This window comes from Collinsella aerofaciens ATCC 25986, assembly GCF_010509075.1.
GTDB lineage: Bacteria > Actinomycetota > Coriobacteriia > Coriobacteriales > Coriobacteriaceae > Collinsella > Collinsella aerofaciens.
This window is the reverse complement of sequence record NZ_CP048433.1, coordinates 1,143,080-1,165,341: the sequence shown is the minus strand read 5'-3', so window position 1 is coordinate 1,165,341 and position 22,262 is coordinate 1,143,080. Positions and strand designations below refer to the sequence as shown.

23 protein-coding genes and 1 pseudogene are annotated in these 22,262 nt (G+C 61.6%); 21 read left to right on the top strand and 3 right to left on the bottom strand.

All coding sequences use genetic code 11. The features are described from left to right. Positions 1 to 27: 27 nt before the first annotated feature. The 17 genes and pseudogenes from GXM19_RS05390 (at position 28) to GXM19_RS05310 (ending at position 11,047) form a co-directional block, all read left to right on the top strand. Positions 28 to 654: a histidine phosphatase family protein gene (locus GXM19_RS05390; RefSeq protein WP_006235030.1), complete on the top strand. Its 627-nt coding sequence runs from the start codon at positions 28 to 30 to the stop codon at positions 652 to 654. Between the two features lie 459 nt (positions 655 to 1,113). Further along, complete coding sequence (gene rplC / locus GXM19_RS05385) at positions 1,114 to 1,734, top strand: 50S ribosomal protein L3 (protein ID WP_035137484.1); 621 nt, start codon at positions 1,114 to 1,116, stop codon at positions 1,732 to 1,734. 46 nt (positions 1,735 to 1,780) lie between these two features. Then, positions 1,781 to 2,407 (top strand): 50S ribosomal protein L4, encoded by a 627-nt coding sequence (gene rplD / locus GXM19_RS05380; RefSeq protein WP_006235032.1) that lies wholly within the window; start codon positions 1,781 to 1,783, stop codon positions 2,405 to 2,407. Continuing rightward, entirely contained in the window at positions 2,408 to 2,695 is a 288-nt protein-coding gene (rplW, locus tag GXM19_RS05375; protein ID WP_006235033.1) for a 50S ribosomal protein L23, read from the top strand. It abuts the gene before it with no gap. A 179-nt stretch (positions 2,696 to 2,874) separates the two neighbouring features. Then, positions 2,875 to 3,705, top strand: coding sequence for a 50S ribosomal protein L2 (gene rplB, locus GXM19_RS05370; RefSeq protein WP_022094198.1), 831 nt, complete (start codon positions 2,875 to 2,877; stop codon positions 3,703 to 3,705). Between the two features lie 32 nt (positions 3,706 to 3,737). Next, a complete protein-coding gene (rpsS, locus tag GXM19_RS05365; protein WP_006235035.1) occupies positions 3,738 to 3,998 on the top strand; it encodes a 30S ribosomal protein S19 in 261 nt (86 codons plus the stop codon). 14 nt (positions 3,999 to 4,012) lie between these two features. Then, complete coding sequence (gene rplV, locus GXM19_RS05360) at positions 4,013 to 4,384, top strand: 50S ribosomal protein L22 (protein ID WP_006235036.1); 372 nt, start codon at positions 4,013 to 4,015, stop codon at positions 4,382 to 4,384. Positions 4,385 to 4,390: 6 nt separating this feature from the next. Further along, entirely contained in the window at positions 4,391 to 5,101 is a 711-nt protein-coding gene (gene rpsC / locus GXM19_RS05355; RefSeq protein WP_006235037.1) for a 30S ribosomal protein S3, read from the top strand. Next, positions 5,101 to 5,514: pseudogene (gene rplP / locus GXM19_RS05350) on the top strand (50S ribosomal protein L16); the annotation flags it as partial. The gene rpsC and the pseudogene rplP, both read left to right, overlap by 1 nt. An 89-nt stretch (positions 5,515 to 5,603) precedes the next feature. Continuing rightward, the gene (gene rpmC / locus GXM19_RS05345; protein ID WP_006235039.1) at positions 5,604 to 5,819 is read left to right on the top strand and encodes a 50S ribosomal protein L29; all 216 of its coding nucleotides are present in this window, start codon (positions 5,604 to 5,606) and stop codon (positions 5,817 to 5,819) included. Between the two features lie 16 nt (positions 5,820 to 5,835). Continuing rightward, entirely contained in the window at positions 5,836 to 6,096 is a 261-nt protein-coding gene (rpsQ, locus tag GXM19_RS05340; protein WP_006235040.1) for a 30S ribosomal protein S17, read from the top strand. A gap of 118 nt (positions 6,097 to 6,214) precedes the next feature. Continuing rightward, on the top strand, positions 6,215 to 6,583 hold the full coding sequence (gene rplN, locus GXM19_RS05335; RefSeq protein WP_006235041.1) for a 50S ribosomal protein L14: 369 nt from the start codon (positions 6,215 to 6,217) through the stop codon (positions 6,581 to 6,583). A gap of 13 nt (positions 6,584 to 6,596) precedes the next feature. Continuing rightward, positions 6,597 to 6,902: a 50S ribosomal protein L24 gene (gene rplX / locus GXM19_RS05330; protein ID WP_006235043.1), complete on the top strand. Its 306-nt coding sequence runs from the start codon at positions 6,597 to 6,599 to the stop codon at positions 6,900 to 6,902. A gap of 485 nt (positions 6,903 to 7,387) precedes the next feature. After that, positions 7,388 to 8,467, top strand: coding sequence for a Gfo/Idh/MocA family protein (locus GXM19_RS05325; RefSeq protein WP_006235044.1), 1,080 nt, complete (start codon positions 7,388 to 7,390; stop codon positions 8,465 to 8,467). 3 nt (positions 8,468 to 8,470) lie between these two features. After that, entirely contained in the window at positions 8,471 to 9,217 is a 747-nt protein-coding gene (locus GXM19_RS05320) for a DeoR/GlpR family DNA-binding transcription regulator (protein WP_006235045.1), read from the top strand. A gap of 460 nt (positions 9,218 to 9,677) precedes the next feature. Beyond that, positions 9,678 to 10,175, top strand: a complete 498-nt coding sequence (locus tag GXM19_RS05315) for a helix-turn-helix domain-containing protein (RefSeq protein WP_006235046.1) — start codon at positions 9,678 to 9,680, stop codon at positions 10,173 to 10,175. Between the two features lie 20 nt (positions 10,176 to 10,195). Then, positions 10,196 to 11,047 carry an IS3 family transposase gene (locus GXM19_RS05310; protein WP_050766119.1) on the top strand — a complete coding sequence of 284 codons (852 nt, stop codon included), beginning with the start codon at positions 10,196 to 10,198 and terminating at the stop codon, positions 11,045 to 11,047. Between the two features lie 57 nt (positions 11,048 to 11,104). Here the strand turns inward: GXM19_RS05310 and GXM19_RS05305 are convergent, their stop codons facing one another. Both GXM19_RS05305 and GXM19_RS05300 read right to left on the bottom strand, forming a co-directional pair. Then, entirely contained in the window at positions 11,105 to 11,764 is a 660-nt protein-coding gene (locus GXM19_RS05305; RefSeq protein ID WP_040359019.1) for an RluA family pseudouridine synthase, read from the bottom strand. Between the two features lie 15 nt (positions 11,765 to 11,779). Further along, the gene (locus tag GXM19_RS05300; RefSeq protein WP_006235049.1) at positions 11,780 to 14,275 is read right to left on the bottom strand and encodes a U32 family peptidase; all 2,496 of its coding nucleotides are present in this window, start codon (positions 14,273 to 14,275) and stop codon (positions 11,780 to 11,782) included. A gap of 377 nt (positions 14,276 to 14,652) precedes the next feature. Here GXM19_RS05300 and GXM19_RS05295 point away from each other — a divergent pair, with 377 nt between their 5' ends. Next, positions 14,653 to 15,030, top strand: a complete 378-nt coding sequence (locus GXM19_RS05295) for a Rid family detoxifying hydrolase (RefSeq protein ID WP_006235050.1) — start codon at positions 14,653 to 14,655, stop codon at positions 15,028 to 15,030. Positions 15,031 to 15,149: 119 nt separating this feature from the next. Here GXM19_RS05295 and GXM19_RS05290 read toward each other — a convergent pair whose 3' ends face one another. Then, positions 15,150 to 15,806: a helix-turn-helix transcriptional regulator gene (locus GXM19_RS05290; protein WP_115596213.1), complete on the bottom strand. Its 657-nt coding sequence runs from the start codon at positions 15,804 to 15,806 to the stop codon at positions 15,150 to 15,152. Between the two features lie 351 nt (positions 15,807 to 16,157). Between GXM19_RS05290 and GXM19_RS05285 the strand changes: the two genes are divergently transcribed. From GXM19_RS05285 to ygfK, 3 genes are all read left to right on the top strand, one after another. Beyond that, a complete protein-coding gene (locus GXM19_RS05285) occupies positions 16,158 to 17,552 on the top strand; it encodes a uracil-xanthine permease family protein (RefSeq protein WP_006235052.1) in 1,395 nt (464 codons plus the stop codon). A gap of 195 nt (positions 17,553 to 17,747) precedes the next feature. Then, entirely contained in the window at positions 17,748 to 19,103 is a 1,356-nt protein-coding gene (gene ssnA, locus GXM19_RS05280; protein WP_040359022.1) for a putative aminohydrolase SsnA, read from the top strand. A gap of 149 nt (positions 19,104 to 19,252) precedes the next feature. Then, complete coding sequence (ygfK, locus tag GXM19_RS05275) at positions 19,253 to 22,252, top strand: putative selenate reductase subunit YgfK (RefSeq protein WP_006235054.1); 3,000 nt, start codon at positions 19,253 to 19,255, stop codon at positions 22,250 to 22,252. Positions 22,253 to 22,262 lie beyond the last annotated feature (10 nt).

The window sequence follows — 22,262 nt, the reverse complement described above, 5'->3', positions numbered from 1 at the left end:
AAAGCAGGTTATGCAGAAGGGGAGAGCATGAAGAAGCTGTATCTACTCCGCCACGGCCAGACGGAGTTCAACGTCAAAAAGCTGGTCCAGGGCCGCTGCGATTCACCGCTGACCGACCTGGGCCGCAAACAAGCGGGAATGGCAGCCGCATGGCTCAAGAGCCACGACGTTGTCCCCGACAAAGTGGTCTCATCACCCTTAGGCCGAGCCATGGACACAGCTCAGCTCGTCGCAACCGAACTCCTTGGCCCGGACGCAGCAGTCGAGCCCTGCGAAGGCATCATCGAGCGCTGCTACGGCTCCTTCGAAGAAGGCCCGCACGGCGCGCTGCCCACCGACGTCTGGGATCCGGGCGAGGACCTGGTCCCCTTCGGAGGAGAAGGAAACCAGGCGCTGCAAGAACGCATGGTAGGCACCCTCACTAATCTCATGGACTCCGAGGGCATCGAAGCCCTCCTAGCAGTAAGCCACGGCAGCGCCAGCCGCCAATTCATTAAGGCTGCAGCCCCAGAGGGCTTCGAGCTCCCAACAAAACTCCCCAACTGCGCCATCATGATCTTCGATTTTGACGAAGAAGATTTGCAAGGAGAGAGTGACAGGCCCCAATGCAAGTTCACTCTCCAGCAAATAGTGGACCCCCAACAAAGTCATTAGCCTGAGCGAGCAAGGTTTAGCAGACATCAACGTGGCGTTCCCAGTGTGCGGCGGAGGGGGCGGGCCTGAGACATATTAAGGTTGTCGCGAGTTCCGCACGAACAGGAGAGCACTTAATGTGCTCTCCGTCGTGAGCAGGACTGTAGAGCAGCAACCTTAATATGTCTCAGGCCCGCCCCCTCCGCCGCACACTGGGAACGTGCCACGCACTTTACCTGCGTAAACAATGTGAGTGAAATATGAATCTCGATGGATACGCCCGCAGCCGTGTATACTAAACAGCTGTGTGTAACCAGGGGAGTATTCTGGCTGGACAAAATGCCTGCTTAATAGGGTTGTCAGGTAGTCCGGGCGAAATACAAGGCTGGGGAGCACGTCGTGTAAGTAGTGGTCCTCTAGGGGCGTACGCTCGGTGGTGTACGCATTGTCCCAAGACCACGCGAGAGTTGGGATCATATCTTGATCAGCATGATTCTCGGCCGCAAGATTGGCATGACCCAGGTTTGGGACGAGGACGACAACGTCGTTCCCGTCACGGTCATCCAGGCTGGCCCCTGCGCTGTCTCGCAGGTTAAAACTCAGGCAACCGACGGCTATGATGCCGTCCAGATCGGTTTCGGCGACATCAAGGCCAAGAACGTGAACAAGCCCATGGCTGGTCACTTCGCCAAGGCTGGCGTCGAGCCTGTCCGCTTCCTTCGTGAGGTCCGCGTCGAGAACGGCGAGGAGCACAAGGTCGGCGAGGTCGTCACCGTCGCTGATTTCGCTGATGTCGAGAAGGTCGACGTCATCGGTACCTCCAAGGGTAAGGGCTTCCAGGGTCGCATCAAGCGCTGGGGTCAGCGCCGCGGTCCTATGACGCATGGTTCTCACTTCCAGCGTCACCCCGGTTCTATCGGTCAGTGCGCCTATCCTGCGCGCGTCCTCAAGGGCGTCAAGATGGCCGGTCACATGGGTAACGAGCGCGTTACCGTCAAGAACCTTTCCGTTGTCCGCATCGATGCCGAGCAGAACCTCATCTTGGTCAAGGGCGCTGTCCCGGGTGCCAAGAATGGTCTCGTCGCCATCCGTATGGCCTAAGGGCCCAGCCCATTTAGCCCAGCGTCATACCAAGGAGAACACTTAAATGGCAAAGTTTGAAGTAAAGAACAGCGAGGGCAAGAAGGTCGCCGAGGCCGAGCTCGCCGCTGAGGTGTACGGCATCGAGCCGAACATCCACGTTATGCACCACATCGTCAAGTGCCAGATGGCCTCTTGGCGTCAGGGCACCCAGTCCGCTAAGGGCCGCTCTGAGGTTTCCGGTGGCGGCAAGAAGCCTTGGCGTCAGAAGGGCACCGGCCGTGCCCGCCAGGGTTCCATCCGTGCTGCCCAGTGGCGTCACGGTGGCGTCGTCTTCGCCCCCAAGCCCCGTTCCTACGCTAAGCGTATGAACAACAAGGAGGTCAAGCTGGCTATGCGCTCCGCGCTGTCCGCCAAGCTGGCCGATGGCGAGCTCGTGCTCGTCGACGACTACGGCTTCGAGAAGCCTTCCACCAAGGCTGCCGTCGCCATGCTCAAGGCTCTCGGCCTTGAGGGCAAGCGTCTGACCATCATCGTTCGCGATGAGGACGTCAACGCCTACCTGTCGTTCCGCAACATTCCCAAGACGTTCATCATCACTGCCGACGAGGCCAACACCTACGATCTCGTCAACAACAACGCCGTGCTGATGCCCGCCGACATCGCCGCTCACTTCGGGGAGGTGCTTGCTTAAATGACCGCCCACGAGATCATCATCCGTCCGATCGTGTCCGAGCGTTCCTTCTCCGGCATGGAGCAGAACAAGTACACGTTCGAGGTCGCCAAGGATGCTAACAAGTATCAGATCAAGGACGCTGTCGAGGAGATCTTCGGCGTCAAGGTCGTTCGCGTGAACACCCTGACGGTCAAGCCCAAGACCAAGCGCGTGCGCTATGTCGCCGGCAAGACCCGTTCTTGGAAGAAGGCCATCGTCACGCTGGCCGAGGGCGACACCATCGAGGTCTTTGGCAACCAGGCCTAAGACTCGCTGCTGTTGAGTGAGCTCATGCCTCCCAAATAGGGGAGGCGAGAGCTCAAGGTTTTGGGCGTATAAAATGGACACGCCCGGAGCCGTGTATACGTCCGGTGTCATCGCACCCGAGGCAGAACCTCGAATCCCTGTCTGCGATGGCTAACGGATTCCTATTGAAAGGGATTGTAATGGCTGTAAAGCACCTTAAGCCGACCTCCGCTGGTAGGCGTTGGCAGACGATCTCCGACTTCTCCGAGATCACCTGCACCAAGCCCGAGAAGTCTCTTCTCGAGCCCCTGCCCAAGAAGGCCGGTCGTAACAACAACGGCCGCATCACCACCCGCCACCAGGGCGGCGGCGTGAAGCGTCGTTACCGCGTGATCGACTTCAAGCGCAACAAGGACGGCGTGCCCGCCAAGGTTGCCACGATCGAGTACGATCCGAACCGTTCCGCTCGCATCGCTCTGCTGCACTACGCTGACGGTGAGAAGCGCTACATCCTGGCCCCCAAGGGCCTCGAGGTCGGTCAGACCATCATGTCCGGTTCTGACGCCGACATCAAGCCGGGCAACGCTCTGCCCCTTGCCGACATCCCCGTCGGTACGCTCATCCACGCCGTCGAGTTCCAGCCGGGCAAGGGCGCTGCTATCGCCCGTTCCGCCGGTAACTCCTGCCAGCTGATGGGTAAGGAGGGCAAGTACGCTATCGTCCGTATGCCTTCCTCCGAGATGCGCCGCATCCTCGTTACCTGCCGCGCCACCGTCGGTGAGGTCGGCAACGCCGATCACTCCAACATCGTCATCGGCAAGGCCGGCCGTAAGCGTCACATGAACGTGCGCCCGACCGTCCGCGGTACCGTCATGAACCCTGTCGACCACCCGCACGGCGGTGGCGAGGGCAAGAACCACACCTCTGGTCGTCCCTCTGTTACCCCCTGGGGTAAGCCGACGAAGGGCCTTCGTACGCGCAAGAAGAAGAAGGTCTCGAACCAGCACATCATTCGTCGCCGTAAGAAGTAATTTCGGATACCGAGTTTTAGGAGAAAGCACTTATGAGCAGAAGTCTCAAAAAGGGCCCGTTCGTGGAGACTCGCCTTCTCTCGCGTATCACCGCGATGAACGAGGCTGGCAAGAAGGACGTCGTGAAGACCTGGTCCCGCGCGTCCACCATCTTCCCCGAGATGGTTGGTCACACCATCGCCGTCCACGACGGCCGCAAGCATGTGCCCGTGTATGTTACCGAGTCCATGGTTGGTCACAAGCTCGGCGAGTTCGCGCCGACTCGTACGTTCCGTGGCCACAAGGCCAAATAGGGGGTTAACCGTAAATGGCAACTAAGTCTATTGAAACTGAGGCCACCGAGGTTCGCGCCGTCGCTAAGTACGTGCGTGTTTCCCCCAGCAAGGCCCGCCTGGTGGTCGATCTGATCCGCCGCAAGCCTGTCGCTCAGGCCTTCGACATCCTCCACTTCTGCGACCGCGCCGTCGCCGTGGATGTCGAGAAGGTTCTCCGTTCCGCCGTTGCGAACGCCGAGAACAACAATGGTCTGCGTGCCGACAACCTGGTTGTCGCCGCTGCCTATGTTGACGAGGGTCCGACGCTTAAGCGCATCCGTCCCCGCGCCAAGGGTTCCGCTTCTCGCATTCTGAAGCGTACTTCCCACATCACCGTCGTCGTTGCTCCTCGAAAGGAGGCGTAAAGCTGTATGGGTCAGAAAGTCTACCCCACCGGCTTCCGTCTTGGCATCACCGAGAACTGGCGCTCCCGCTGGTTCGCAGAGAAGGATTACGCTAAGACCCTCGGTAACGATCTCGAGATCCGCAAGTACCTCGAGAAGCGTCTTTCCCGCGCAGCTGTCTCCCGCGTCGAGATCGAGCGCGCTGGCGACAAGGTGAAGGTCATCATCCTCACCGCTCGCCCCGGCGTTGTCATCGGTAAGAAGGGTGCCGAGATCGATACCCTCCGCACCGAGCTCGAGAAGGTCGCTGGCGTCTCCAAGGGCCAGCTCTCCGTCGACGTTGTCGAGATTAAGCGCCCCGAGCTCGACGCCAACCTCGTTGCTCAGTCCATCGCTGAGCAGCTCGAGGGCCGCGTTGCCTTCCGTCGCGCTATGCGCAAGGCTGTCCAGTCCGCCCGCAAGGCCGGCGCCAAGGGCATCCGTATCCAGTGCTCCGGTCGTCTCGGCGGTGCCGAGATGGGCCGTCGTGAGTGGTACCGTGAGGGTCGCGTGCCTCTGCACACCCTCCGCGCCAAGATCGACTACGGCACGGCTGTCGCCAGCACCACCATGGGTGCCTGCGGCGTGAAGGTCTGGATCTACCTGGGCGAGAAGCTCCCGGGCCAGCCTGTTCCCAACCCTGCACTCGAGGGCTCTTCCCGTCCTCGTCGTCGTAACTCCGAGAGGAGGGGTCAGTAGTGCTTGCCCCTAAGCGTATTCTTCACCGCAAGGTGCAGCGTGGCTCCATGAAGGGCCAGGCCAAGGGTAATACCGAGCTGCATTTCGGCGAGTTTGGTATCCAGGCTCTCGAGGCCCATTGGATCACCAACCGTCAGATCGAGGCCGCTCGTATTGCCATGACCCGCTACATGAAGCGTGGCGGTCGTGTCTACATCACGATCTTCCCCGATAAGCCCATCACCAAGAAGCCTGCCGAGACTCGCATGGGTTCTGGTAAGGGTAACCCCGAGGAGTGGGTGGCCGTCGTCAAGCCCGGCCGCATCATGTTCGAGGTCAAGGGCGTGCCCGAGGAGGTCGCTCGCGAGGCTCTGCGTCTTGCACAGCACAAGCTTCCCATCAAGACCAAGATTGTTGCTGCCAAGAACGCTGAGCAGCGCATCCAGAAGGAGATGGCTGAGGAGGCCGCTCTCGAGGCCAAGTGGGCTGCTGAGGACGCCGCCGCCGCCAAGGAGGAGAACTAATGAAGCCCGCAGAGATTCGTGAGCTCTCGGACGCTCAGCTCGTTGAGAAGCTGAAGGAAATGCGCGCCGAGCTCTTTAACCTTCGTTTCCAGATGGCCACCAGCCAGCTGGACAACACCGCTCGCGTCAACACCGTGAAGAAGGACATCGCTCGCGTCCTCACGGAGCAGCGCGCCCGCGAGATCGCAGCGGAGAAGTCCGCTGTCGCCGAGTAGGACCTAAGGAGAGAACATGACTGATTCGCGTAACTCGCGTAAGGTCCGTACGGGTGTCGTTACCTCCGTCTCCGGTGCCAAGACCATCGTTGTCACCATCACCGAGCGCAAGCGTCACCCCAAGTACGGCAAGATGATGACCAGCTCCAAGAAGCTGCACGCTCACGACGAGGAGTGCACGGCTGGCGTGGGCGATACCGTCCGCGTTATGGAGACCCGTCCTATGTCCAAGATGAAGCGCTGGCGCCTCATCGAGGTCGTCGAGCGCGCTAAATAAGCAGTCGCTCTTACGACTTGTACGTTTCCGAAGATGTGCGTATGCCTGGCTTGCATACCACGGGCCGTATAAAGGCTGCGCACCTCTCTTCGGTTCTTAGTTCGGAGGAACATCTACCATGATTCAGATGCAAACCATGCTGAACGTCGCCGACAACTCCGGCGCTCGCAAGATTCGCTGCATCAAGGTGCTTGGCGGTTCCAAGCGTCGTTATGCAGGCATCGGCGATGTGTTCATCGGTGCTGTCCAGGAGGCTACCCCTGGCGCCAACGTCAAGAAGAAGGACGTTGTCCGTTGCGTCGTCGTTCGCACCGTTAAGGAGATCCGCCGCAAGGATGGCTCCTACATTCGCTTTGATGAGAACGCCTGCGTTGTCATCAACAACGATGGTTCGCCCGTCGGCACCCGTATCTTCGGGCCCGTCGCTCGCGAGCTTCGTGACAAGAAGTACATGAAGATCGTCTCGCTCGCTCCCGAGACCCTGTAGTTAGGGGAGATATATGTATATCAAGAAGGGCGATAAGGTCCAGGTTCTCTCTGGTAAGGATCGCGGCAAGCAGGGCGTTGTCCTGCGTGCTCTCCCCGCCGAGAACAAGGTCGTTGTCGAGGGCGTTTCGGTCGTCAAGAAGGCCGTCAAGCCCAACGCTGCCAACCAGCAGGGCGGCATCGTTTCGCAGGAGGCTCCCATCGACGCCTCCAACGTCAATCTCGTTTGCCCCGAGTGCGGTAAGGTTACCCGCGTCGGTCACGAGAAGGACGGCAAGAACAAGCTGCGCGTCTGCAAGAAGTGCGGCCACAAGTTCTAAGCTGCCCGCAACAGTTAAGTTGCTAGCAAAGGCCCGGATGCCACGGCACCCGGGCCTTTTTTCTATCCCTATTCATTGGGTACTCATTGGGGACAGCCTTAAATGAGTGGTTGCGCGCGCGAAAGGCTGGCGTGACAGTCGGTCAGCTCGTGCGTTGTTGCGAACTCGGTGAGGCAACGGTTAAAAGGGCAACTGCTGGCTGGCGCGACGCCTCAAATGATCCGTTTTCCTCCGTCCCCAACGGATCATCACAGCTTTCCGCGTAAAAGATGATCCGTTTTCCTCCGTCCCCAGGGGATCAGGTGATGCGCATCTGTGCGTAGCTGCGTGCGTATGATTGCGTGAGTATACGTGTATATGCGCCGTTAACTCCTGAATTTTGACCATTTAGCGGTAATACACGCAGAAGCACGCACATACACGCGCATTTGTGCGAATATAGAGCTGTCAGAAATGAAAGACTTTTCACGATGTAGGAGGCACATATGGCAGATTCCAAGCAGGCTCCACTCGACTCCGCGGCAGCCGCAAAGGCAGCGTTCGCTTCGGTCCAGGGCAAGCCGTTCCCCGATGATATCTTTACGGCTCCCGAGCTTCGTTGGGCTGTGATTGGGTGCGGCGTTATCGCCAACCAGATGGCCCAGTCTCTCGCTCTTGCCGGTCGCAAGCTTGCGGGCGTCGCTAACCGCACGCTGTCAAAGGCTCAAGCTTTTGCCGAGCAGTATGGCATCGAGAAGGTCTATGAAACGGCCGAGGACCTCTATGCCGACCCTAACATCGACGCAATCTATATCACCACTCCGCATAACACGCATATCACCTACCTGCGCGCCGCCCTGGCAGCTGGCAAGCACGTGCTCTGCGAAAAGGCCATTACCCTCAACTCCGCCGAGCTCGACGAGGCACGTGCCATTGCCGACGAGCATAACGTGGTCCTTATGGACGCTACAACGGTGCTCCACATGCCCTTATATCAAGAGCTGCGCCGCCGCATGGATGCCGCTGAGTTTGGCCGCATGAACCTCGCTCAGCTCAACTTTGGCAGCTACAAGGAGTACGGCGATCTGACCAACCGTTTCTACAATCGCAACCTTGCTGGCGGTGCCATGCTCGACATTGGCGTCTATGCTCTGTCCGTTATGCGCCTCTTTATGGCAAGCCAGCCCGCTGAGGTCGTTTCGCTGGGCAACACCTGTGAGACCGGCGTTGACGTTGCGGGCGGCATCGTCTGCCGTAATGCCGAGCAGCAGCTGGGTGTTGTGAGTCTTACGCTTCACTCCAAGCAGCCCAAGCGCTCGGTCATCAGCTTTGACAAGTGCTATATCGAGGTCAACGAGTATCCGCGTGCCGATCACGCGACCATTGTGTGGACTGCGGACGGCCACCGCGAGGAGGTCCACGCCGGCACCGAGGCTTATGCCCTGTGCTACGAGATGGCCGACCTCGAGAAGGCGGTTGCCGGCGACGACTCCAAGCGCGAGCTGCTGGATTATGCTTATGATGTTATGGAGCTTATGACCAAGCTCCGCGCCGACTGGGGAGTCGTGTACCCCGAGGAGGAGTAAGCGATGCTTGCGGAAGATAGGCTCAACGCGATTGTGTCGATGGTGCAGCAGGCTGGCTCGGTTACTGTGCCAGAGCTTGCCGATACCCTGGGCGTGACGGCGTCTACCATTCGGCGCGACCTGCAGACGCTCGATCGAGCGCACCGCATCGCCAAGGTCCACGGCGGAGCGACGAGTCTTGAACGCGCGCACGTGACGCGCGACCTAACGCTCAATGAGCGCAGCGACCTCCATAACGACGACAAGGAGCGTATCTGCGCCCGTGCGGCGGCGCTTGTGGAGCCCGAGAGCTTTGTATACATCGACTCGGGCTCGACGACGCTCAAGCTCATCGAGCATCTTCCACACCTTGAAGGTGTCACCTACGTGACCGACTCCGTGCTCCATGCTCAGCATCTCGCCCTGCGCGGCATGCGCACTGTGGTGTTGGGTGGCGAGCTCAAGCCCGAGACCGAGGCGCTCGTTGGCCCCGATGCCTTGGCAACCCTAGACCACTACAACTTCAACTGTGGCTTTTGGGGTTCTAACGGCATTGCTGCCGAGCAGGGCTTCACGGCGCCAGATATCGAGGAGGCGCAAGTAAAGCGCATCTCGATGCGCCATACGGCCAAGCGCTTCGTAATCTCGGACGCCAGCAAATTTGGCATGGTGGCGCCCGTCAAGTTTGCGGACTTCCGCGACGCAACGATTATTACCGCAGGCGAGGTCCCCGCCAAGTACCGGGCAATGGACAACGTCATCACGGTCTAGCAAGCAGAGGCAGGTTAAGGCCAAAACCACCGCAAAGGTGCCTGTCCCCATTGTGGCGGTTAGTAACGAAAACCGAGTAGTTTTCCCATTAGAAAAGCGGCAACGTCCATCACGGGCGTTGCCGCTTTCGTTGTCTGCCGGCTTGTCTAAGTCTGTAACAACTGGACCGTTAAAAGTAGGCTAGGTGTTACAGATTGAGATACTTCCGAACCGCGCCGTCCCTTTGTCTCAATCTGTAACATCTGGGACGGATTTTGCCGAGTTACTGTTACAGATTGAGATTTTCCCTTGAGGGGGATTTGAGTGTCTCGATCTGTAACAGATAGACCGGAAAATGGGTTCTAACTGTTACAGATCGAGACGTTTTGGGACCGCGGCTAAGCCATTGCGTCAAAACCACCGCAAAGGTGCCTGTGAACTGCCTCCCATTTCTTGGACATCGGGAAATGGGAGGTTTTCCATGAGTAAAGACCTCAGGGTGAAGCACGACCTGGAGTCCAGGAGGCGGGCCGTCGAGCTCTTCGACGCCGGCGTCGGCTGCAAGCCGGCGGCCGAGGCCCTGTCCGTCCCCCGCGAGACCGTGAGAGAATGGCAGTGGGTATACCGGGCGTTCGGAAGCGAGGCGCTGCTGTCCATGGGCGGGAAACAATCCAGTTACACATTCGAGCAGAGGGTCGCCGCGGCGTCGGCCGTGGTCGACGGCGGGATGGCGAAGGCCGACGCCATGGCCGAGTTCGGGATCAGGTCGAAGTCCCCGCTGGAGCGCTGGTGCAGGCTCTACCGCGAGGGCGGCGCCGAGGCGCTGCGGCCCCGCCCGAAGGGCAGGCCGAGGGGGTCGAGGTCGAAACCCCGGGCCCGCACCCGCGAGCAGGAGCTCGAGGAGCGCTGCCGCAGGCTCGAGGCCGAGGTCGCCTACCTAAAAAAATTGCGCGCCCTGGTCGAGCGGGACGGGCTCTGACCAGGGCGGCGGCCGAGGCGGTGAGGGCGCTGAGGGCGGAGGGGCACTCCCTGCGCCACCTGCTGGAGTGCTCGGGGCTCAGAAGGTCGACCTACTACTACGCGCTGGCGCACCCGCGGAGGCCGACCAGGCCCGAGCTGCGCGACGCCGCGGCCGAGATATTCTCGCGCACCGCCAACGGCTGCGGGCACCGGCAGATAGCCATGTGCCTGCGCGCCGAGCTGGGCGCGGTCGTGGCCGACAAGACCGTGCTCAAGATGATGCGCGAGATGGGCATCCGGTGCGGGATGCGCCGCCGGGGCTCCCGCCGCCGGTACAGCTCCTACAGGGGGCTCGTGGGGAGCACGTTCGAGAACGTCATCGCGAGGGACTTCGGCGCCGAGGGGCCGTGGCAGAAGCTCGGCACCGACGTCACCGAGTTCAAGGTGGCCGGCGCCAAGGCCTACTGGGCCCCGGTGCTCGACTTCTGCACGAAGGAGATCGTGGCGAGCGACATATCGACCTCGCCGGACCTCGCCCAGCAGCACGGGATGCTCGACCGGCTCCTCGAGGCCCTGCCCGGCGGGGCGGCGCCGACCATGCACTCGGACATGGGCTGGCAGTACCAGCACGAGTCCTACGCCTCCAGGCTGGAGGGGGCGGGCATCACCCAGAGCATGTCGCGCAAGGGGAACTGCATCGACAACGCCGCCACCGAGCAGCTCTTCGGCCACGTGAAGGACGAGTTCTACCGCGGCAGGGAGTGGGGCAGCTTCGGGGACTTCAAGCGCGACCTGGAGGAGTACATAGCCCATTGGAACACGCGGCGCAGGCAGGTAAGATTGAAGGGCCTGACGCCGGAGGAGTTCCGGAACCGGGCCCTTGCGGCGTAGTCGCTATTTATTCAGTCCAAGTTTCGGGGCGCAGTTCACAGGCACCTTTGTGGTGGTTTAAGGCTCCCAGGGGCAGGGGGCTTCGATGTGGATGTGCTCGCCGGTAACGGGATGCGTAAAGGACACGCTGTGGGCGTGGAGCATCAATCCACAGGGGCGAGCAGTGCCGTACAGGTCGTCGCCGACCAGGGGGTGATGCTCACTGGCCAGGTGGACGCGAATCTGATGCTTGCGGCCGGTGAGCAGCTCGACATCGATATACGAACGCGTGGGCAGACCTCGGCGGCTCTTAAGGCGCTTGAGCACCTTCACGCGCGTCTGCGACGGCTTGCCGCTGGCGCCGACGCGCATCTTGCGGCTGTCGTGGCGGTCGCGGGCGATGGGCTTGTCGATGAGCTTCTCGTTCCAGTCGATCTTGCCCTCGGCCAGCGCCAGATAGTGCTTTTCGAAGGCGTGGTCGTTCACCATCTGGTCAAAGGCGGGCTGCGTCTGTTTGTCGAGCGAGAACAGCACCACGCCGGTGGTGTTGCGGTCCAGGCGGTTGAGCGGCTGCATGTCGGTCGCGGCAAAGCCGTCGCCCATCGCCAGCAAAAGGTCGCTGGCGTAGTCGGTAAGTGTGCGCTCACCGGTGCCGTCGCCGTGGACGATCATGCCGGCGGGCTTATCGATGGCCATGAGCCAGGCGTCGCAGTAGAGGACTTGAGGTTCTTCGTTCACGTGTAAGCCTTTCGGTTAGCTAATTCCCACAAACATGCAGCCCGAGGTGGCGCCGCGCAGGCGGGCAGCGGGCTTGCGACCTGCCTGAGCTGCCTCAATGGCGCGGCGGACACGAGCAACGGCACGGCCAATCTCATCGGCTTCGAGCAGGGTTCCGTCAACCATAAGACGGCGCACGCCGGCGTCGAGCAGCTGTGGTACCTGCGGCGTAAGGTCGATGGGGTAGGCGTCGTACAAGCGAGAGCGGCCATGGATGTCGGTGCGCACGGGCATGACCTTGCCGTCGATATTCTTGAGCGACAGCTTGCGGGCGCGCAGGCGGCAGTTGGCGCAATCGTGGATGCAGCCGTTGGCAACCTGCAGGATGCAGTGCTCGCTCGTCATAACGCGCGGGCGGCCGAAAACGGTGATGCCCAGGGCTGCGGGCGCGGAGGGGCCAAGCGAGATAATCTCGTCGAGCGTAATCTCGGGCGAGAGCCAAAAAGCGCCGGCCCCGCGCTCGGCGAGTGCCTCCATGCAAGGCGTGTTGTGCACGGGCAGGCAGGATCGAATTTCGGCCGTGGCGCCAACCTGGGCGGCCAGGGCAAGCTCAGAGATGTTACCGACAGCGATGGTGGCCCCAGCCTGTATCCACGAATCGACGCGCTCGTGGTCGACGGCGCGGCAGATCTCGTCGAGTACGGGTACGATGCCCTGCTCAAACGCATCGGCGGGGGAGACACCGGCGGCCTGGAGCGCGTCGGTGGTCATGTAGATGCGCGTTGCACCCTCGGCGCGAGCGGCCTCGGCGGCCTCGAGCGAGGTGACGGTGGCGCAGATCTGCGGCTCATCGCGGTAATGCTCGGGCGCGGGGCGGGAATCACTGGTGACAATCGCCGGCAGCTCGAGCGTGCGGGCGCGCTCCGCGTACGGCGCCAGAATGGCCTCCTCCAGTGCCTTGCAAGCGGCGGCACGCACCTTATGTACGGCGGAGAAGCCCATGCCGCAGCCCTCATCGAGCGTCACATCAAAGCTCGCAGCCTCAAAGGGCGAGGAGCCCATGCGGCCCACATGCTCCACCAGATCGGATGCCTCGACGGCGCGCGTCTTGGCGGCCTCGACGGTAAAGCCGGTCGCAGTGGCAGCGAGCGCGGGGTCGTCGCAGCAGGTGAGCGTCACGGTAAACGGCTCGCCCAGACGCGCCACGATAGACACATCTACGGCACGGCGGCGCAGCACGTCGCGCTTGAGCGCGGCGCCGGCGGCGTCGATAGCGCGCTGGCTGCGAATCACGCGGACGCGGCAGCCCTCGGGCATGCTGCGGGGCACGCGGCACTCGATGACGTCACCGGCGGCGGCATCATCGGCGGCAATGGTGGTCAGGAATTGGTCGAACTCATCGTCGTGGCGAAGCTCCAACAGGTCGCCCTTGCCCACGGGCTCAAACAACTCAATGCGGGCGATGGCGGCGCGGCGACGGCGATCGTCGGGCTTGAGCCCGCGCACATCGCGGTTGGCCAGGTGGCTGCCGAGCACCGTGCCCACGATCTGGCCGCGGTTGTTGGAGCGCTCGTAGCTCATCATCTCGTCACCCGAGGTGCCGTCTTGGTAGGCGTGCGTAAAGTCGCGGTTAAAGCAGCGCTTGAGCTGGCGCTGGCGGGCGGCGTCCTCGTCCTTATCTACGGCGACCCCGGCCAGCATGTCATCGATCTGATGACGGTACACGTCGACGATGGAATACACGTAATCGGGGGCCTTCATGCGGCCCTCGAGCTTGAGTGATGCGGCGCCGGCGTCATACAGACGGCGAACGAGCTGCGACGTGTTGGTGTCGCGCGGGCACAGCGCGCGCTCGCGACCGGCAGGGGAGAGCGAGCGGCCGTTCTCGTCAATCAGCTCGTAGGGCAGGCGACAGGGCTGAGCGCACATGCCGCGGTTGGCCGAGCGGCCCGCCATGGCAAAGCTCGACAGCAGGCACAGGCCCGAGTAACAAAAGCAGATGGCGCCGTGGCTAAAAACCTCCAGGTCAACGTCGGGCGCAGCGTTGTGAATGGCGGCGATCTCGTCAATGGAGAGCTCGCGCGAGAGGGTCACGCGGTCGGCGCCCTGCTCGCGGCACCAGATGGTCCCACGGTCATCGTGGATGTTCGCCTGGGTCGAGATGTGCGTCTCGATGCCGGGCATGGTGCGCTTGACCTCAAAGAACAGGCCCCAGTCCTGGATAATGAAGGCATCGGCGCCCAGCGTGGAGCAGCGATGGATGAGCTGCAGCGCATCGCTCATCTCGGACTGCTTGATGACGATGTTGACCGTGACGTAGACGTGCGAGCCGGCCAGGTGCGCGGCGCGGCAGGCCTGCTCAAAGGCCTCGTCGGTAAAGTTCGTTGCCTTGCGGCGGGCGTTGAAGCTGCCCATGCCACAGTAGATGGCGTCTGCCCCGGCAGCGAGTGCGGCGGCAAAGGGCTCCGGGCCTCCGGCGGGGGCCAAGAGCTCGGGCCTGCGGTTGGTGGTTCGACTGGCGGTTGCGGTCATATCCTGCCTTTCAAAATGCTCAGATACTCAAAAGTATAGTGGTGCAGTCGCGGCAGGCGATGCCCGCAGCCTAAGCAGGACAAAGTCTTCAGCAGCCTCTCATGTAAAAATGATCCCTTTTCCTCCGTCCCTAAGGGATCACGTGATCCGAAGGGGACGGAGGAAAAGGGATCAGTATTCGGGCACGTCGCCGGTCACGCCGTTCATCGGCCCGTACGCGCCGTTGGGCGATAAAATATTCTCGCAATGTGATAATAATCTTGCACAGCGCAAAATCATCCCCTACTATCCCAATCAAGCGCGGTGTTCAGACCGAACTGTGCCTCCCGGTGCGAACGCCGCGCTCACGCTCTCTATTTGATCGTAAGGAGAAAAACATGAGCAAGACCGTCGTGTCTTCCGATAACGCACCCGCAGCCATCGGCCCCTATTCCCCCGGTATCCAGACCGGCAACATGGTGTTCCTGTCCGGCCAGCTGGGCATTGACCCTGCGACCGGCAAGATGCCCGAGGGTGTCGAGGCTCAGGCCAAGCAGTCCCTCGCTAACGTCGAGGCCCTGCTGACCGCTACCGGCGCCACGTTTGCCGATGTCGTCAAGACCACGGTCTACCTGGCCGATATCGCCGACTTCGCCGCTGTGAACGAGATTTACGCCTCCAAGTTCGAGGCCCCGTTCCCCGCGCGCAGCGCCTTCCAGGTTGCCGCCCTTCCGGCTGGCGGTCTGGTCGAGATCGAGGTCGTCGCCGCTCTCTAGGGCGTTGGCAACAACTAAACATGACATGCAAAAAGACCCTGCAGTGCGAGCTGCAGGGTCTTTTGTCAAGCGATGCGACAAAAATGATCCGTTTCCCTCCGTCCCCAAGGATCAGCGGGCTAGCCCTCCTTGCGGACCTTTTGCAGATAGCGGTAGACGCTGGGCTCAGAGATTCCAAGTGCGGCGGCGGCGCAGGCAACGGCACCCTTGAGCATAAACACGCCGTTTCCGTTGAGATGGCGGATAACGTCCACGCGGTCGGCCTGCCCAAGCGAGGCGACATCCTGCCCGCGGCTTTCGAGCAGCTCGGAAATGCTGCGGTCGATGAGCTCCTGTGTGGACTCCGAAAGGCTTTCGACCTCGATGGGGGAGGGCTCCGTGCGGACCGGCGCGGCGTCGAAGCAGGCCATAAGCTGCTGGGCCATGGCGTTGATGTTGCGCACGGCCGAAAGATCGGTGTTGACGCACAGCATGCCGACGATCTCGTCATCCTCGCGAATGAAGTACGTTGCGGATTCCAGCGTCTTGCCGCCGGCGCCGCGGCCTTCGTAGCCCGTAATGAACGGCAGATCGCGATATTTACCATCGTGCATAATCTTGAGTGCCAGATCGGTAGCGGGTCCGCCAATCTTGCGCCCGCTCACGATACCGTTGCGAATATCGACAATGGCATGGTCGGGATCCGAGAAATCATGCAGCACGATTTCGCTGTTTTTGCCGAGCACCTGTTCAAGGAAATCGACCATCGGCAAAAAGCGACGTACGGTCTCGTTCACGGGTAACTCCTTTGGGTGAAATCGGAAATGTTCATAACAATTTTTTCTCATGGTAACACGCTGCCCATCATCTCGTATGTCCGCAGGTACATTGCGTAATACAGACGAGCGGTAGGAATTTGGCGGTAAACGGTCGACCAAAAGAAAAGTTAGATGTTATTTTGACCAGACACTTTCCTGACCTGCGGAAATGCGTTATCTCAGCTGAAGAATAGTCTGATAACAAAAAATTATTATTGAGAATGAGAATCATCTTTAATACGATATGCAACGAAGGCACAACCTCAACCCCGCACTGCGTCACAATAGAGCGTTAGATGCGAAACAACTACTTCGAGGATTGGTGGTCAAATGACCCAGGAGACGGTTACGAACGGCACTGAAGCCCTGTTCACTCGCGAAGGCATGCCTCCCGTTAAGGAAATGATCCCGTGTGCCCTTCAGCACGTACTGGCATCGTTTGCCGGCATCATTACCCCGGCGGTCATCATGGCCGGCGTCTACGGCTTTAATAGCCAGCAGAGTACCGACATCATTCAGGTCGCGCTCATTCTTTCGGCAATCGACACGGCCCTTCAGGCGTTCGCTCCCTTCCGTCGCATCGGCGGCGGCCTGCCCATCGTCATGGGCGTCTCGTTCGCGTTCCTGCCGGCCCTTCAGGCCATGGGCGCCTCGGGCTTTAGCTTTGGTGCGCTGCTGGGCGGCGAGATTGTCGGCGGTGCCGTCGCGGTCCTCTTTGGTCTGGCCTACAGCAAGATCAAGTGGCTGTTCCCGCCCGTCGTGACCGGTACGGTCATCTTCTCCATCGGCGTTTCGCTGTATCCCACGGCCGTCAAGTATATGGCCGGCGGTATGGGCACGCCGCTGTGGGGCACCCCGCAGGCATGGTGCGTCGCTCTTATCACCTTCGCCGTGGTCTTTGCGCTCGCCAACTTTGGCAAGGGCACGCTCAAGCTGGGATCCGTGTTCTTTGGCATGATCGTTGGCATGATCGTTTCGATCCCCTTTGGCATGATCGACTTCTCCAGCGTCGCCACCGCTCAGGTCTTCGCCCTTCCCAAGCTCATGCCCTACGCGCTCGAGTTTGATCCCGAGGTCTGCATTACCCTCGCCGTCGTGTTCCCCATGGTTGCCATCCAGGTTATCGGTGACGTCTCCGCCGCCTGCCTGGGCTCCATCGACCGTATGCCCACCGAGCGCGAGCTCTCCGGCGCTATCGTGTCCCAGGGCCTCACCTCTATGGTCGGCGGCCTGCTGGGCGGTCTTCCCACCAGCGCCCTTGGCCAGAACGTGGGCATCATCTGCTCCAACAAGGTCGTCAACAAGTGGGTCTTTGTGATCATCGCGGCCGTCTTTGCCATCGCCGGTCTGTTCCCGCAGCTCTCTGCCGTCCTTTCCGCTATCCCGCAGCCCGTCATCGGCGGCGCGACCGTCGGTGTCTTTGGCACCATCACCATGAACGGCGTGCGCATGTTCACCCGCGAGGGCCTCACGCAGCGCACCACCACCATCGTCGGTACCTCCGTCGTCTTTGGCCTGGGTATCTGGATGGCCAGCGGTTGCCTTGCCGGCGAGGGTATGCCCACTTGGGTGCCCACCGTCATCGGCTCCAATGCTGTAACCCCCACCGCCATCATGGCTATTGTCCTTAACCTGATCCTTCCGCAGACGCCGGTCGTGGCTCAGCACATCGATGCTGCCAAGGACGCTGCCGTGGATCTGGTCTTGCCCGAGAGCAAGAAGTAACCAATTCGGTGCTATTCGTCGGCGGGCGCATCGCCTCGTCCGCCGACGCCATGCGGCGCCAAGCCGCACTTCAAAGGGTTTGTCCCTTTGGTGAAGCGTTGACGGGAGAGGGCCCGTTTCCGGTGTAGGCCGGCGCTTCGCACTCCGCCATGTCAGAGGTGTCAAACCCCGCCTCTGATGTTGAAGGGAACATCCATGCTTCTGGTCGCTAACGGTTCCGTTTTTACCCGCAACGCTCAGACCCCGTTCATTCCAAACGGTGCGGTCGCCATTGACGGAGATACGATCGTCGAAGTGGGCCCCGAGTGCGAGCTCAAGGCCAAGTACCCGGATGCCGAGTACGTCGACGCCCAGGGCAACCTCATCATGCCCGGACTCATCAACTGCCACACCCACATCTACTCGGGTCTGGCCCGCGGCCTTGCCATCAAGGGCTGCAACCCCACCAACTTCCTGGAGAATCTTGAGCAGCAGTGGTGGAAGATCGACGACAACCTGACGCTCGACGGCACCAAGGCCAGCGCCTATGCCACGATTCTTGACTCCATCCGCGATGGCGTCACCACGATCTTCGATCACCATGCGAGCTTCTGCGAGATCCCGGGAAGCCTCTTTACCATTAAGGATGCCGCGCAGGAGCTGGGCATGCGTTCGTGCCTGTGCTACGAGGTCTCCGATCGTCGCGGCCAGGAAAAATGCGACCAGGCCATTGCCGAGAACGCCGAGTTTGCCCAGTGGGCCGCCAAGGAGCGTCGCGATAACGATAACCACATGATCGCCGCCATGTTTGGCGGTCACGCCACCTTTACGCTGTCGGACGAGACCATGGACAAGATGGCCGAGGCCAACAACGGCCTGACCGGCTTCCACATCCATGTGTGCGAGGGCATGAACGACGTGTGGGACTCCCGCCTCAACCGCGGCGGCATCAGCCCCGTCGAGCGCCTACTGCAGCACAACCTGCTGGGTCCCGACACCATGCTCGGCCACTGCATCCACGTGACGCCTGCCGAGATGGATATCGTCAAGGAGTCCGGCACCTGGCTCGTCAACAACCCCGAATCCAATATGGGCAACGCCGTGGGCTGCGCCCCCGTGCTCGAGTTCTTCCGCCGCGGTATCCCCGTGTGCATGGGCACCGACGCCTACACCCACGATATGCTCGAGAGCCTCAAGGTCTTCCTGATCATTCAGCGCCACAACGCCGCCATGCCCAACGTGGGCTGGTGCGAGGCCATGACGATGCTGTTCGAGAACAACGCCAAGATGGCGAGCAAGTACTTCGATCGCAAACTCGGCGTGCTCGAGGCCGGCGCCGCCGCCGACGTCATCGTTATGGACTACAAGCCCTTTACGCCGCTGAGCGAGGAGAACATCGACGGCCACATGCTCTTTGGCATGATGGGCAAAAACTGCCGCACCACCATCATCAACGGTCGTGTCCTGTACAAGGATCGCGAGTTTGTCGGTATCGATGAGGACAAGATCAACGCGTGGACCATGGCCGAGTCCAAGAAGCTCTGGAGCACGCTCAACGATCGCGTGTACTAATCCAACTGGAGATTCGCGCGCGTCGGATGTTTCGCCGCATCCGGCGCGCGCATAGGCGGCCTCCGCGGGGTCGCCGGCGCTGTGCTAGCGCTACACCGTATTTGCGCCCGCCGCGCGGTCTCGCCGGGCGTTACAGAGAGGAGCTCATTATGAGCGACATTATGAGGCCGATCCCGTTTTCGCAGCTGATGAACTGGATCATCGAGGAGCACAAGACCCAGGGCGCCATCTTTGGCGTGCGCAAGATGGTCACGACCAACCAGGAGGGCGCGCTTCCCATTTTTGACGAGCGCATCGAGACTCCGTTTGGCCCGGCCGCCGGCCCCAACACGCAGCTGGCCCAGAACATCGTGGCCTCTTATGTGGCCGGTTCCCGCTTCTTTGAGCTCAAGACCGTTCAGGTTATGGACGGCGAGGAGCTCTCCAAGTGTGTGAACAAACCCTGCATCGTGGCACAGGACGAGTGCTACAACTGCGAGTGGTCGACCGAGCTCGAGGTTCCGCAGGCCTTTGCCGAGTACGTGAAGGCATGGTTTGCCTGCCACCTGATCGCTCGCGAGTACGGTCTGGGCAGCCCGGACGGTTTTGTCTTTAACATGTCCGTGGGCTATGACCTCGAGGGCATCAAGAGCCCCAAGGTCGACGCCTACATCGAGGGCATGAAGGACGCCAGCGGCTCCGACGTCTGGAACGAGTGCCGCGCATGGGCGCTCGCCAACCTGGACAAGTTTGAGCATGTCGACGCCGCGTTTGTCGAGTCCATTCCGGCGCGCGTGTCCAACTCCATCACCGAGTCCACGCTGCATGGCTGCCCGCCGGCCGAGATCGAGCGCATCGCGACCTATCTGATCACCGAGAAGGGCCTCAACACCTACATCAAGTGCAACCCCACGCTGCTGGGCTATGAGTTTGCCCGCCAGCGCCTCAACGAGCTGGGCTTTGACTACATCGTCTTCGATGACACGCACTTCCGCGAGGACCTGCAGTGGGCCGATGCCGTGCCTATGTTCGAGCGCCTGATTGCCCTGTGCGCCGAGCGCGGCCTGGAGTTTGGCGTCAAGCTGACCAACACGTTCCCCGTCGACGTGACGAGGAACGAGCTGCCCTCCACCGAGATGTACATGTCCGGCCGTTCGCTGTTCTCGCTGACCATCGAGGCTGCCCGCCGCATTGCCGAGCAGTTCGATGGCAAACTACGCATTAGCTACTCTGGCGGTGCCACGGTCTACAACATCCGCGCCCTGTACGATGCCGGCATTTGGCCCGTTACCCTGGCGACCGACGTGCTCAAGCCCGGTGGCTACGAGCGCTTTAGCCAGATGGCCGGCGAGTTTACCGATCTGGACGGCAAGCCGTTCGCGGGTGTCTCTCTCGAGGCTGTGACTGCGATCCAGACCGATTCGCTCACCAACCCGCTATACAAGAAGCCGCTGCGCCCGCTGCCCGACCGCAAGGTCGCCGGCAAGAGCCCGCTTTCCGACTGCTTTACCACGCCGTGCCGCACGAGCTGCCCCATCCAGCAGGATATTCCCGCCTACTTGGCGGCTGTTGACGAGGGCCGCTACGAGGACGCACTCAACATCATCATCGAGCGCAACGCTCTGCCGTTCATTACCGGCACTATCTGCCCGCATCCCTGCGGCCGTGCCTGCGAGCGTGCGTTCTACGAGCCCGAGGGCGCCCAGATCCGCGCCAGCAAGCTCAAGGCCGCCCGCGAGGCCATGACCGCCGTGCTGCCCAAGCTGCGCGCCCAGGCCATCGCCAACGACGGCGAGCGCAACGTTGCCGTTATCGGCGGCGGCCCGGCCGGCTTGGCGACGGCGTTCTTCCTGACGCGCGCTGGCGTGCCCGTCACCATCTTCGAGGCCCGCGATTCGCTCGGCGGCGTGGTCCGTCACGTCATCCCCGAGTTCCGCATTGCGAGCGATGACATCTCCCACGATGCCGAGCTCTGCCTGGCCTTTGGTGCCAAGGTGCAGCTCAATGCCCGCGTGGAGTCCATTGACGAGCTCAAGGCCCAGGGCTTTACCGACGTGGTCGTGGCCACCGGCGCCTGGATGCCCGGCTCTGCGGGCCTGGGCGAGGATGCCGAGCTCGACGTGCTGGAGTTCCTCGAGGCCGCCAAGAGGGGCGAGAAGCTCGAGCTGGGCGAGGACGTCGTGGTCATTGGCGCCGGCAACACCGCCATGGATGCGGCCCGCGTGGCCAAGCGCCTGGCTGGCGTGAAGAACGTGCGCCTGGTGTATCGCCGCACCAAGAAGCAGATGCCCGCCGACGAGGAAGAGCTTGATCTTGCTCTTGCCGATGGTGTTGAGTTCTGCGAGCTGCTGGCCCCCAAGGCGCTTAACGGCGCCGTGCTGACCTGCGACGTCATGGAGCTTGGCGAGCCGGATGCAAGCGGCCGTCGCAGCCCCGTCGCCACGGGCGAGACCGTCGAGCTTTCCGCCACCACGGTGATCTGCGCCGTGGGCGAGGGCATCGATGCCAGCCTGTACGATGCCGCGGGTGTCGAGCACGACCGTCGCGGCCGCCTTGCCGCCACCTCCACTGGCGTCGAGGGCGTTTGGGCTGCGGGCGACTGCCGCCGCGGTCCTGCCACCGTGGTCGAGGCTATTGCCGATGCCGCCGAGGTCGCCCGCGCCATCGCCGGCGTGGACTTTAACAAGTACGCCGACTGCAACGAGCAGGCCGGCCGCGAGGACACTTGCTACGAGCGCAAGGGGTCGCTGTGCCGCGACAAGCGCAACTGCACCAAGACTCGCTGCCTGGGCTGCGGCTCGGTGTGCGAGGTCTGCTGCGATGTGTGCCCCAACCGTGCCAACGTGGCAATTAAGGTGCCGGGCCTGGCCAAGCATCAGGTCGTCCACGTCGATGGCATGTGCAACGAGTGCGGCAACTGCGCCGTGTTCTGTCCCTACCAGGAGGGCCGTCCCTACAAGGACAAGCTCACCCTGTTCTGGAGCGAGCAGGACATGGAGAACTCCGAGAACGAGGGCTTCCTGGCTGTGGACGAGGACCACTTTAAGGTCCGCGTCGCCGGCACGGTCCGCACCGTCTCGGTCGATGCCGTCAACACCGGCCTTCCCGAGGCCGTCCGCCTGACCATCAGGGCTGTGCGCGACAACTATCCGTATCTCCTTAAGAAATAGGCGAGTCTCT

Excerpts from the sequence above, each read along its gene's own strand:
- rpsQ (WP_006235040.1), top strand. The coding sequence starts at position 5,836 with ATGACTGATTCGCGTAACTCGCGTAAGGTCCGTACGGGTGTCGTTACC.
- GXM19_RS05390 (WP_006235030.1), top strand. The coding sequence starts at position 28 with ATGAAGAAGCTGTATCTACTCCGCCACGGCCAGACGGAGTTCAACGTC.
- rpsC (WP_006235037.1), top strand. The coding sequence starts at position 4,391 with ATGGGTCAGAAAGTCTACCCCACCGGCTTCCGTCTTGGCATCACCGAG.
- GXM19_RS05320 (WP_006235045.1), top strand. The coding sequence starts at position 8,471 with ATGCTTGCGGAAGATAGGCTCAACGCGATTGTGTCGATGGTGCAGCAG.
- rplW (WP_006235033.1), top strand. The coding sequence starts at position 2,408 with ATGACCGCCCACGAGATCATCATCCGTCCGATCGTGTCCGAGCGTTCC.
- ygfK (WP_006235054.1), top strand. The coding sequence starts at position 19,253 with ATGAGCGACATTATGAGGCCGATCCCGTTTTCGCAGCTGATGAACTGG.
- rplD (WP_006235032.1), top strand. The coding sequence starts at position 1,781 with ATGGCAAAGTTTGAAGTAAAGAACAGCGAGGGCAAGAAGGTCGCCGAG.
- GXM19_RS05300 (WP_006235049.1), bottom strand. The coding sequence starts at position 14,275 with ATGACCGCAACCGCCAGTCGAACCACCAACCGCAGGCCCGAGCTCTTG.
- rpsS (WP_006235035.1), top strand. The coding sequence starts at position 3,738 with ATGAGCAGAAGTCTCAAAAAGGGCCCGTTCGTGGAGACTCGCCTTCTC.
- GXM19_RS05315 (WP_006235046.1), top strand. The coding sequence starts at position 9,678 with ATGAGTAAAGACCTCAGGGTGAAGCACGACCTGGAGTCCAGGAGGCGG.
- rpmC (WP_006235039.1), top strand. The coding sequence starts at position 5,604 with ATGAAGCCCGCAGAGATTCGTGAGCTCTCGGACGCTCAGCTCGTTGAG.
- ssnA (WP_040359022.1), top strand. The coding sequence starts at position 17,748 with ATGCTTCTGGTCGCTAACGGTTCCGTTTTTACCCGCAACGCTCAGACC.
- rplV (WP_006235036.1), top strand. The coding sequence starts at position 4,013 with ATGGCAACTAAGTCTATTGAAACTGAGGCCACCGAGGTTCGCGCCGTC.
- rplX (WP_006235043.1), top strand. The coding sequence starts at position 6,597 with ATGTATATCAAGAAGGGCGATAAGGTCCAGGTTCTCTCTGGTAAGGAT.
- GXM19_RS05325 (WP_006235044.1), top strand. The coding sequence starts at position 7,388 with ATGGCAGATTCCAAGCAGGCTCCACTCGACTCCGCGGCAGCCGCAAAG.
- GXM19_RS05285 (WP_006235052.1), top strand. The coding sequence starts at position 16,158 with ATGACCCAGGAGACGGTTACGAACGGCACTGAAGCCCTGTTCACTCGC.
- rplN (WP_006235041.1), top strand. The coding sequence starts at position 6,215 with ATGATTCAGATGCAAACCATGCTGAACGTCGCCGACAACTCCGGCGCT.
- GXM19_RS05295 (WP_006235050.1), top strand. The coding sequence starts at position 14,653 with ATGAGCAAGACCGTCGTGTCTTCCGATAACGCACCCGCAGCCATCGGC.
- rplB (WP_022094198.1), top strand. The coding sequence starts at position 2,875 with ATGGCTGTAAAGCACCTTAAGCCGACCTCCGCTGGTAGGCGTTGGCAG.